General features: G+C 58.7%; 8 protein-coding genes. 3 read left to right on the top strand and 5 right to left on the bottom strand.

The features are described 5' to 3' along the window. The first annotated feature begins 1 nt into the window (after position 1). Positions 2-1,927, top strand: a complete 1,926-nt coding sequence (gene mmsB, locus RD1_RS13760) for a 3-hydroxyisobutyrate dehydrogenase (protein WP_011569126.1) — start codon at positions 2-4, stop codon at positions 1,925-1,927. Positions 1,928-2,098: 171 nt separating this feature from the next. Beyond that, entirely contained in the window at positions 2,099-2,242 is a 144-nt protein-coding gene (locus RD1_RS21165; protein WP_011569127.1) for a hypothetical protein, read from the top strand. Between the two features lie 201 nt (positions 2,243-2,443). Here RD1_RS21165 and uvrA read toward each other — a convergent pair whose 3' ends face one another. After that, on the bottom strand, positions 2,444-5,302 hold the full coding sequence (gene uvrA, locus RD1_RS13765) for an excinuclease ABC subunit UvrA (protein WP_011569128.1): 2,859 nt from the start codon (positions 5,300-5,302) through the stop codon (positions 2,444-2,446). Positions 5,303-5,663: 361 nt separating this feature from the next. Between uvrA and RD1_RS13770 the strand changes: the two genes are divergently transcribed. Beyond that, positions 5,664-6,326 carry a VPLPA-CTERM sorting domain-containing protein gene (locus RD1_RS13770; protein ID WP_011569129.1) on the top strand — a complete coding sequence of 221 codons (663 nt, stop codon included), beginning with the start codon at positions 5,664-5,666 and terminating at the stop codon, positions 6,324-6,326. A gap of 183 nt (positions 6,327-6,509) precedes the next feature. On the opposite strand, the gene lpdA is transcribed toward RD1_RS13770, so the two are convergent. From lpdA to queA, 4 genes are all read right to left on the bottom strand, one after another. Then, positions 6,510-7,904 carry a dihydrolipoyl dehydrogenase gene (gene lpdA / locus RD1_RS13775; protein ID WP_011569130.1) on the bottom strand — a complete coding sequence of 465 codons (1,395 nt, stop codon included), beginning with the start codon at positions 7,902-7,904 and terminating at the stop codon, positions 6,510-6,512. A 119-nt stretch (positions 7,905-8,023) separates the two neighbouring features. Next, positions 8,024-8,608 carry a DUF924 family protein gene (locus RD1_RS13780; RefSeq protein ID WP_011569131.1) on the bottom strand — a complete coding sequence of 195 codons (585 nt, stop codon included), beginning with the start codon at positions 8,606-8,608 and terminating at the stop codon, positions 8,024-8,026. A gap of 92 nt (positions 8,609-8,700) precedes the next feature. Continuing rightward, complete coding sequence (locus RD1_RS13785; RefSeq protein ID WP_011569132.1) at positions 8,701-9,966, bottom strand: MFS transporter; 1,266 nt, start codon at positions 9,964-9,966, stop codon at positions 8,701-8,703. Positions 9,967-10,069: 103 nt separating this feature from the next. Continuing rightward, a complete protein-coding gene (queA, locus tag RD1_RS13790; RefSeq protein WP_011569133.1) occupies positions 10,070-11,125 on the bottom strand; it encodes a tRNA preQ1(34) S-adenosylmethionine ribosyltransferase-isomerase QueA in 1,056 nt (351 codons plus the stop codon). Between the last annotated feature and the right edge of the window lie 3 nt (positions 11,126-11,128).

Raw genomic sequence — 11,128 nt, forward strand, 5'->3', positions numbered from 1 at the left:
CATGTCAGATATCGTAATCCGCCAAACAGCACATGCCGGGCGCATCACCCTCGCCCGCCCCGAAGCGCTCAATGCGATGACCTATGAGATGTGCCTGCAGATCGAAGCGGCGCTGGACAGATGGGCCAGGGATGAGAGGATTGCTCTGGTTGTTCTGGACGCCGAGGGGGACAAAGCCTTTTGCGCAGGCGGGGATATCGCGCAGCTCTACGAAACAGGCATGGCCGGGGATTATGCGTTCGGGCAGCGGTTCTGGGCCGACGAATACCGCCTGAATGCAAAGATTTTCAACTACCCCAAGCCGGTGATCTCGTTTTTGCAAGGCTTCACCATGGGCGGCGGCGTTGGTCTGGGGTGTCACGGCACGCATCGCATCGTGGGAGAGAGCAGCAGGATCGCCATGCCGGAATGCGGCATCGGGCTGATCCCGGATGTGGGCGGCACTTTGATCCTTGCGCTCGCACCAGGGCGTGTTGGCGAATACCTCGGCACGACCGGATATCGGATGGGCCCTGCGGATGCGCTCTTTGCCGGGTTCGCAGATCATTTCATTCCCCAAGACGCATGGCCCGGCCTGATTGCGCAGCTCGAAGACGGCGCATCTGTGGACATCATCAAGCACGCCGCACAGGACCCGGACGCGAGCGCATTGGCGGACCTGCAGCCTGAAATCGAGCGACACTTCGCGGGCGAAGGGCTGAGCGATATTCTCACCACTTTGCAAACCGATGACAGTGACTTTGCAAAGGACACGCTCAAGCTGCTTCACCGCAACAGCCCACTGGCAATGGCGTGCACGGTCGAGGTGCTGCACCGGCTACGCGGTCCAACGCTGAGCATGGCCAAGGCGCTGGATCACGAATACCGCTTTACCTATCGCGCGATGCAGCATGGCGATTTGCTGGAAGGCATTCGCGCCGCTATCATCGACAAGGACCGCACGCCAAAATGGCAATATGCCGATATGCGCGTCCCTGCGATTGCTGTCAGCAAGATGTTGATGCCGCTGGGAAAAAACGCACTCACCTTGGAGGATGTCGCGATGACAAAAACGAACGTTGGCTTTATCGGGCTGGGGAACATGGGCGCACCAATGGCGGCGAATCTCGCCAAGGCGGGCCTGCATGTGATCGGCTATGACACGGCTGGCACGACGGCAGAAGGCGTCACACAAGCACAAAGCGCGATTGAAGCCGCACAAGGGGCCGACATCGTTTTGAGCATGCTGCCCAATGGTGCTATTCTGCGCGATGTGGCCAGCACGGTGTTGCCGGTGATGAAGCCGGGGGCCTTGTTTCTCGACTGCTCCACAGTTGATGTGGACAGCGCACGCGCCGTGGCGCAGGCGGCGCGGGACGCAAGTGTGCAATTCGTTGATGCGCCTGTTTCCGGCGGGGTCGGCGGCGCCGCGGCAGGCACGCTGACGTTCATGGCGGGGGGCAGTGCCGAGGCCTTCGAAACCGCCCGCCCCTTGTTCGACATCATGGGCCAGAAGGCCGTTCATTGCGGCGCGCCGGGTGCCGGTCAGGCGGCGAAAATCTGCAATAACATGATCCTCGGGGCCACCATGATCGCCACCTGCGAAGCCTTCGCGCTGGCTGATAAACTGGGGCTGGACCGTCAGAAGATGTTCGATGTTGTCAGCACCTCATCGGGCTACAGCTGGTCGATGAACGCCTATTGCCCGGCACCCGGCGTCGGCCCGCAAAGCCCGGCCGACAATGATTACACCCCCGGTTTCGCCGCTGAGTTGATGCTCAAGGACCTCGGCCTGTCGCAACAGGCGGCTGAGGCGGTGGATGCGGATACCCCGATGGGCGCGCGCGCACTCGCGCTCTATCGCGCCTTTGTCGAGGAGGAAGACGGGCGCGGCAAGGATTTCTCCGCCATGCTGCCACGCTTCACGCAGCGCTCGCGCACAGAATGACATCGGGTGATGGCATGCGCCCCCGTTCCTCGCCGGGCTTCGAACCCCGAGGGGCAACGACGGCCCAACAGGCAGAAACAAGCCATTAAGGCGAAAACCGATGTTGCACATCTTGCAATGGCCGTGGTGGTCCCCATGTCAAAGGCACGAAAATAAACAATGGGAGCAATCATGGAACAGCAAGAAACAACCGAAGTGAATGTCAGAACCCTCGCGCAGCGCCTCAGATCTGACGTGACACTGACCGCGCCTGCATGGGTTTTTGCGCTTGGCGGTTTCGCCGTGCTTGTCTTGATCGGCGTCGCATTGGACTGACGACATCAGGGCCGGTCCTCCCGTAACCGTTCTTATCTTTGGCGGTCCGATGGCGACCGCCACAGGCCTGTGGCGCGCCGTTCTGTGAAAGCCGCAGGACCTCACGGATGATCCGGTCGCATTTGCCACAACGATCCAACCGGTACATTTGAAACCAGCGCAGGGCTGTGAGCGCGCAGCGCCACCGCCCTGTTCAAACACTTATTCGGCGGCCACTTTCTTCTGTGCCAGCATCGGTTTGAGGTATTTCCCGGTGTAACTGCCCGGCGCCTCGGCGACCTGTTCAGGCGTGCCGGTCGCCACGACCTCGCCCCCCCCGTCGCCACCTTCCGGTCCGATGTCGATGATGTGGTCGGCGGTTTTGACCACGTCGAGATTATGCTCGATCACGATCACCGAATTGCCCTGATCGACCAATTCATGCAATACATCCAACAGCTTGCGCACATCTTCGAAATGCAATCCGGTGGTGGGTTCATCCAGAATGTAAAGCGTGCGCCCGGTTGAGCGCTTGCTGAGTTCCTTGGAAAGCTTGACGCGTTGCGCCTCGCCCCCCGACAGGGTCGTCGCCTGTTGGCCAACCTTGATATAGCCTAGGCCCACGCGCATCAACGCATCCATCTTCTCGCGGATGGACGGCACCGCCTTGAAGAATTCCTGCGCGTCTTCCACCGTCATATCAAGAACATCCGCAATGCTCTTGCCCTTGAACGTGACCTCAAGTGTTTCGCGGTTGTAGCGTTTGCCCTTGCAGGTTTCGCACTCCACATAGACGTCGGGCAGGAAATGCATCTCGATCTTGATCACGCCGTCGCCCTGACAGGCCTCGCAGCGCCCGCCCTTGACGTTGAAACTGAACCGTCCGGGTTTGTAGCCCCGGGTTTTTGCCTCGGGCAGCCCGGCAAACCAGTCGCGGATCGGTGTGAAGGCACCGGTATAGGTCGCCGGATTCGAACGCGGCGTGCGCCCAATGGGGCGTTGATCAATGTCGATGACCTTGTCCAGATGTTCCAGCCCCTTGATCGTCTCGCAAGGCGCTGGCGTCTGGCGCGCCCCGTTCAGCCGCATGGAGGCCGTTTTGAACAGCGTCTCAATCGTCAGCGTCGATTTCCCGCCGCCCGACACGCCCGTCACACAGACGAATTTGCCCAGCGGATAATCCACCGTGACATTTTTCAGGTTGTTGCCCGTCGCTTTGACCACCTGCAGCTTTTTCTTGTTGCCCTTGCGCCGCGTCGTCGGAACGGCGATTTCACGCGTCCCCATCAGGTACTGCCCGGTGATCGAATTTTCATCCGCCGCAACGCGCGCCGGTGTGCCGTGGCTGACAACCGTTCCACCATGCACGCCCGCCCCCGGACCAAGGTCAAAGACGTAATCCGCCTCGCGGATCGCTTCCTCGTCATGCTCCACCACGATGACGGTATTGCCTTGATCCCGCAGATTCTTGAGGGTCAACAGCAGGCGATCATTGTCGCGCTGATGCAGGCCAATTGACGGCTCATCCAGAACGTAAAGAACACCGGTCAGGCCGGAGCCTATCTGGCTGGCCAGACGGATGCGCTGGCTTTCGCCGCCCGACAGCGTGCCCGCATTGCGGCTCAGCGTCAGATACTCAAGCCCCACATTGTTCAGAAATCCCAGACGTTCGCGGATTTCCTTCAGGATCGCGCGCGCGATTTCGTTCTTCTGCGCCGTCAGATGGTCCGGCACAGTCTCGCACCACTCAAAAGCATCCCGGATCGACATCTGGACCACTTCACCAGCGTGCAACCCGGCGATCTTGACAGCCAGGGCTTCGGGGCGCAGACGGAAACCACCGCAGGCCCCGCAAGGCCGGTTGTTCTGATAGCGCTCGAACTCTTCGCGAATCCAGTTGCTGTCTGTCTCGCGGTAGCGCCGTTCCATATTCGGAATGACGCCTTCAAACACGCGCGTGACCTGATAGACCCGGCCCCCTTCGTCGTAGCGGAACTGGATCTCCTCCTCGCCCGAGCCATAGAGGAATACCTGCTGCACCTTGTTCGGCAGATCCTTCCACTTGGTCGACTGTTTGAACTGATAGTGTTTCGCAATCGCCTCGATGGTTTGCAAGAAGTAGGGCGACTTGCCCTTGCGCCAGGGCGCGAGGGCCCCATCGGCAATCTTGAGGTTCTGATCGGGCACCACGAGCCGCTCGTCAAAAAACAGCTCGACCCCCAACCCGTCACAGTCCGGACAGGCCCCGAAAGGCGCGTTGAACGAAAACAGCCGCGGCTCGATTTCGGGAATGGTGAAGCCGCTGACCGGACAGGCAAATTTCTCCGAAAACGTCGTGCGTTCCGGCTCGCCTTCGGCGGGGGCCGTTTCAAGGATTGCGATACCATCGGCAAGGTCAAGTGCGGTGCGCAGGCTGTCGGCAAGCCGCGTTTCCAAACCCTCGCGCACCACGATCCGATCCACCACCACATCAATGTCATGGCGGAATTTCTTGTCCAGCGTTGGCGGTTCGTCCAATTCGTAAAACGCGCCATCCACCTTGACCCGCTGAAATCCCTGCTTGCGCAGTTCCAGAAACTCTTTGCGGTATTCGCCCTTGCGGTCCCGGATGATCGGGGCCAGCAGATAGGCGCGCGTCCCCTCCTCCATGGTCATCACACGGTCCACCATGTCCTGCACCTGCTGCGCTTCAATCGGTTTACCCGTCGCGGGGCTGTAGGGCGTGCCGACGCGCGCGAACAGCAGGCGCATATAGTCATAGATTTCGGTGACGGTGCCCACGGTCGAGCGCGGGTTCTTCGACGTGGTCTTCTGTTCGATGGAAATCGCAGGGCTGAGGCCGGAGATGTGATCCACATCCGGTTTCTGCATCATATCGAGGAATTGGCGCGCGTAGGCGGACAGCGATTCGACATAGCGGCGCTGCCCTTCGGCATAGACCGTATCAAAGGCGAGCGACGATTTTCCTGACCCTGAAAGACCCGTGATAACAACCAGTTGGTCGCGCGGAATATCCACGTCGATGTTCTTGAGATTATGCTCACGCGCCCCGCGCACTTCGATGTTTTTCAATTCAGCCATCATGAGCCCCCATTTCCTACTAAACGACATAGGCGTTTGACGCCGCTTCGCCAATCAAAAAAAGAGAACGAATGAGGAACAAGCCGTAATGCGCTTGGATCGGTTGCGTTCAAAGTGCCCGGTGCGTGTTTGCCGTTGCCGATGTCACCAAGGGAATCGCGCAAGACCGTAAAGACGCGGAATTTACACCCGTGAACAGAACGTTAACGGGATGATCGCAACTGCCACGGGAAAACACCCGGAAAACGTGGTTAACACCGCGAAAGTGCTTTCCAAATGGTAAATATAGTTTTACGCATCGGCAGGCTTTGACAGTCAGGCGCTTTTGTTTTTCTGTCTTTCACGAGTACGAGGAAATAGTATGAAACTGAAACTTCTGGCGCTGAGCGCCGCAACCGCAACCATTTTGACCGCCGGGTCTGCATTCGCAGCCGTTGTTGGCGTCCAATCCTCTTGTGGCGGCACGAGCGCGTTGTATGGCAACACCAATTCAGCCATCACGGCCGGCGATTTGTCCGGTCTGACGGCGATCTGCGGTGACGCGTCCCGCTCGAACCTCGGCAACATCGAGGTTTCGGACGATGGCACGCCCATCAACGGCGATAACGACTTCTATTCGCTGGGCCTCGGCGGAGCGCTGGTGATTGAGTTCAACCCGGTCTACACAGGCCCTACAATGGTGATCGAGATCACCAATAATCGCGCATCGTCCAGCCACAAGGAAGCCGTGGAAATCCTTGGATCCAACGACGGTCTGGTGTTCACCTCACTGGGGTTCGCAAGCAACCAGACTGGTACGAATGACGGCACGCGCGGTACCAAGAGCACCGTGACCTTCACCGGAACCTATGCTTTCCTTGGCTTTCGCGACGTGACGCAGAGCACATTCGCAAACTCGCAATCAACCGATGGATTTGACATAGACGCGGTTTCGGTCGCACCTGTGCCCCTGCCTGCATCTGCGCTTTTGCTGCTGGCTGGTGTCGGCGGTTTGGGTGCGTTGCGCGCACGTCGCAAAGGTTAAAGCGTCATGCGAAAAACCTGAATCACGTAACGCTACTTGAAATCAGAGATTTCAACGCGTTACGTGATACTTGGTGTCTCAGGTATTTCGTCAGACGCTCTAATTAGGACTTCAACCTTTCAACAGCGTCATAAACACGACAAAAGCGGGGTTTGATCCCCGCTTTTTTGTGTCGATGCGATCCTACATGTGTATCACGCGATCGTACGCGTCCAGCACGCTTTCATGCATCATTTCTGACAGCGTCGGATGCGGGAAGACGGTGTTCATCAGGTCTTCTTCGGTTGTTTCCAGCTGACGCCCGACCACATAGCCTTGGATCAGTTCGGTGACTTCGGCACCCACCATATGCGCGCCGAGCAGTTCGCCTGTCTTGGCATCGAAGACGGTCTTGATCATGCCTTCCGGCTCGCCAAGTGCGATGGCTTTGCCGTTGCCGATAAACGGGAAACGTCCGACCTTGACTGTATAGCCCAGCTCCTTGGCCTTTGCCTCACTGTAGCCCACGGAGGCGACCTGCGGATGGCAATAGGTGCAGCCGGCAATGGTTTCCGGCTTGACGGGATGGGCGTGTTTGCCCGCGATCAGATCCGCGACCATGACCCCTTCATGGCTGGCCTTATGCGCAAGCCACGGCGCGCCGGCCACATCACCGATGGCATAGAGCCCCTCGATCCCGGTGCGGCAGAATTCATCCGTGACCACATGGCTGCGGTCGATCTTGACGCCCAATTCCTCAAGGCCCAGCCCTTCGACATTTCCGACGATCCCGACCGCCGAGATGACAGTGTCGAATTCATGTTTTTCAACCTTACCGCCCACTTCAATATGCGCGGTGACCTTGCCTTTTGCCCGGTCCAATTGCTTGACCATGGCTTTCTGCATGATCTTCATGCCCTGCTTTTCAAAGGCTTTCTTGGCAAAGGCGGAAATCTCTTCATCCTCGACCGGCAGCACGCGGTCCATGACTTCGACGACTGTCGTATCCGCGCCCAGAGTGTTGTAAAAACTGGCGAATTCGATACCGATGGCTCCCGATCCGATGACCAGCAGCTTTTTGGGCATGTGCTTCGGTTCAAGCGCGTGTTTGTAGGTCCAGACCAGATCGCCATCCGCCTCAAGCCCCGGCAGGGTGCGGGCGCGCGCGCCGGTGGCGAGCACGATGTTCTTGGCAGTGAGGTCTTCCGCCCCCTTGTCGGTCTTGACGCTCACCTTGCCTTTACCGGCAAGTTTGGCCTCACCCATGAAAACGGTGACCTTGTTTTTCTTCATCAGATGGCCAATGCCGCCGGACAATTGCCCCGCCACCTTGCGGGAGCGTTTGACAACCGCGTCGAGGTCATAATCCACCTTTTCCGCCTTGAGCCCGAATTCCTTGGCCCGTTGCATCAGGTGGAACACTTCGGAGGACCGCAGCATCGCCTTGGTCGGGATGCATCCCCAGTTCAGACAGATGCCGCCCAGATGCTCGCGTTCAACGATAGCCACTGACATGCCCAGTTGCGCGCCGCGTATCGCCGCGACATAGCCGCCCGGACCGGCTCCGATCACGATAAGATCAAAGGATTTGGATGCCATGCTGTGCCCTCGCGCCTGTGAGTCAAATATAGTTTACCGTTAAACTATATCGAGTTTCACAGCAACACGGTCAGTCGCGCGACAAATGCGCACTGTCGGATGCGCATGGCTGCCTTGCCCTATGCGGCTTTCGCTGCTTGCAGGTCCCGGACTGTCGTACCATATCCGCCATTCCTGACGTAATCCGCTTCGGCTTGTGTCGAGGGGCGTTGCAGTGCCGCATTGCGTGCCGGGAAGCGACCGAACTGACGGATCACGGCGCGGTGCGCGCGCGCATGCAACAGGTTGCTCGCCCCATGTTCGGGCATCCGCTCACAGATCAGGCGCACGCAGCGGTCCTGATCACAGAGGTTTTCAGAATGCATCAGCGGCAGATAAAAGAATTGTCGCGCCGGTTCGTCAATCTTGAGGTCCCAGCCCTTGCCAATGGCCGATTTCGCCGCGGCAAGTGCGATGCGGTCGGTCGCAAATGACTTGCCCGACCCGCGATACATATTGCGCGAAAACTGATCTGTCAGAATGATGTAGGCCAGCGCGCCGGATGGGTATGTCAGCCAGAGCGAAAACCGCCCTTCACTCGCCCCCGTCAGGGCCGGTGAGAACCGATCATATATTTCAGCATCCAGTTCATCAGACGCTTCGAACCATTTCTGCGGACCCACATCGTCCAGCCAGAACTTGAGAATTTCTTCAGGGCCAGTCATACCATCTCTCTCTACTCATCAAGTGCCACCTGTTGATGTTAGACACGTTTTACAAGATTAACCTATTCACATTTTACGTCACCGCGACACAATCATCTGTCTTTTGCGACAAGATCGTCTTCTTTTTCGGTCTCGATGGCGTATTCTTGAGCATATTCCAGCGCAACGGACGTATAGCTTGGCGTCACGGCCACATAGGCACCGGTGTCTTCCACGGCAATGGCGCTGCGCCTTGTCGAGCGGTAGGCGGCATAGGCAACCAATGCCACGAACAATATCGCGGTAAAGAGGTAGAAACCTGACGGCCCCACCACATCCATCAGCGAGCCCGTAATCAGCGGCCCCGCAATCGCGCCAAGCCCGTTGATGAAAATCAACCCACCCGACGCGGCGGCCATGTCCTCGTGCTGAAGAAAGTCATTCGTGTGGGCGATCAGCAACGAATAAAGCGGGTTGGACATGCCACCCACGATAAAGGCGGAGGCCAGCAGAAATGCGAAGTTATGCCCCAGAACCATGCCAAGCGCCGAACCACCCGCCCCGATGGCTGCAACGATCAGGATCAGGAAACGCCGGTCCATCCGGTCCGAAATCCACCCGATGGGGTATTGCAACAATACGGAGCCGACGAAAAACATCGCCACGAAGGTAGATATCTGGGCGACAGACAACCCGGCCTTGGCCCCGTAAACCGAAGCCATGCCGAACTGGGCCGAGAAAATACCACCCAGCAGGAACATGCCCACGCAGCCCAAAGGTGACACGCCCGCCAGTTCTTTGAGGCTCATCGGTTTGGTCATATCAAAGGCGGGCGTCGGGCTGATCGACAGCAAGATCGGCGTCACGGCAATCGACACCAGTACCGACGGGATCACGAACAGCACGTAGCCCGACGGGTCCGCCGTCAGGAGCAGCGCCTGGCTGATCACGATGCCCGCAGTCTGCACGATCATGTAGAGAGACAGCGTCTGGCCCCTGTTTTCATTGGTGGCCGCATTGTTCAGCCAGCTTTCAGCCGTGACGTAGACGGCTGAAAAGCAAAACCCGATCAACACACGCCCCAGCGTCCAGAGCCACACTTCGGCAAAGGTCGGATAAAGGATCATCACTGCGGATATAAGCGAGGCCAATGCCGCAAAGACCCGCACGTGACCAACGCGCCGGATCATCCCCGGTGCCATGCGTGACCCGCCCAGGAACCCGACGAAATAGGCGGACATGACGATGGACATCTCAAGGGTCGAAAACCCTTCGATCTCGCCCCGGATACCCAGAAGCGTGCCTTGCATGCCATTGCCGACCATCAACAGGCACATGCCCAACAAAAGCGCCCAAGCGCTGGTTAATACCTGAAACATGACGACTCCAAAGCGCGCGGCAAAAACTCTCTTGGCGGCGTCTTGCAGTATCGCATCCTGCGAAAACCGCTCAGCTACGACTCTATTGCGTCGTAATGTGACGTCAGTCGCGCTGCGGGATTAAAAGTGACGCGTCGCCGTAGGAAAAAAACCGGTATTTTTCGGCGACCGCGTGATCGTAGATCGCACGCACCTCGTCATATCCCATCAGCGCAGAGACCAGCATCATGAGGGTGGATTTGGGCAGATGGAAATTCGTCATCAGGGCATCCGCGACGTTGAAGCGGAAGCCGGGGTAGATGAAGATATCGGTATCGCCTTCCCAGGCCTTGATCTGACCCTCGCGCCCGGCGGTTTCAATCAAACGCAGCGCCGTGGTGCCCACCGGGATCACCCGTTTGCCGGCCTGTTTCGTCGCGTTGATCTCTGCCGCAGCCGCAGCACTCACCTGCCCCCATTCCGCGTGCATCTTGTGGGTTGTCACATCCTCGACCTTCACCGGCAGGAATGTGCCCGCCCCCACGTGCAGGGTCACATAGCTGAACAGCACCCCGCGCGCCGCCAGTTCGGACAGAAGCGCTTTGTCAAAATGCAGCGAGGCCGTCGGCGCAGCCACGGCCCCACTGTTTTGGGCGAATACGGTCTGGTAATCCGATTTGTCCCGCTCATCCGCCGGACGACGTGTGGCGATATAGGGTGGCAGCGGCATGGCACCGGCGGCGTTGAGCGCTGCGTCGAAATCATCGCCTTCAAGGTTGAACTGCAACACACCCTGCCCGTCTTTGACTGCGCGAAGGGTCGCGCGCAACCGGTCGGAAAAGATGATCTCCTCTGCGATTTTCACCTTCTTGAGCGGCTTGATCAGTGCGGACCAATTGCCCTGCGCATCCGGTTCAAGCAATGTGACCTCAATGCGGGCCTGCATCGGTCCCTGTGCGGTGTCGCGGTGCCGCGCACCGGTCAGTCGCGCCGGGATCACCCGCGTGTCATTCAACACCAGCCGGTCGCCCGGAGACAGCCAGTTTGGCAGGTCGGAAACGATCGAATCGCTGATCTGCCGCCCTTTCGCCACAAGCAGGCGCGCAGAGGTGCGCGGCACGGCGGGGCGGGTCGCAATCAGGTCTTCGGGCAGGTCGAAATCAAAATCACTGAGCTTCATGTG

The sequence above is a fragment of the Roseobacter denitrificans OCh 114 genome (assembly GCF_000014045.1).
Lineage (GTDB): Bacteria > Pseudomonadota > Alphaproteobacteria > Rhodobacterales > Rhodobacteraceae > Roseobacter > Roseobacter denitrificans.

Coding starts and splice junctions, on each gene's coding strand:
- mmsB (WP_011569126.1), top strand. CDS start 2: ATGTCAGATATCGTAATCCGCCAAACAGCACATGCCGGGCGCATCACC.
- RD1_RS21165 (WP_011569127.1), top strand. CDS start 2,099: ATGGAACAGCAAGAAACAACCGAAGTGAATGTCAGAACCCTCGCGCAG.
- uvrA (WP_011569128.1), bottom strand. CDS start 5,302: ATGGCTGAATTGAAAAACATCGAAGTGCGCGGGGCGCGTGAGCATAAT.
- RD1_RS13770 (WP_011569129.1), top strand. CDS start 5,664: ATGAAACTGAAACTTCTGGCGCTGAGCGCCGCAACCGCAACCATTTTG.
- lpdA (WP_011569130.1), bottom strand. CDS start 7,904: ATGGCATCCAAATCCTTTGATCTTATCGTGATCGGAGCCGGTCCGGGC.
- RD1_RS13780 (WP_011569131.1), bottom strand. CDS start 8,608: ATGACTGGCCCTGAAGAAATTCTCAAGTTCTGGCTGGACGATGTGGGT.
- RD1_RS13785 (WP_011569132.1), bottom strand. CDS start 9,966: ATGTTTCAGGTATTAACCAGCGCTTGGGCGCTTTTGTTGGGCATGTGC.
- queA (WP_011569133.1), bottom strand. CDS start 11,125: ATGAAGCTCAGTGATTTTGATTTCGACCTGCCCGAAGACCTGATTGCG.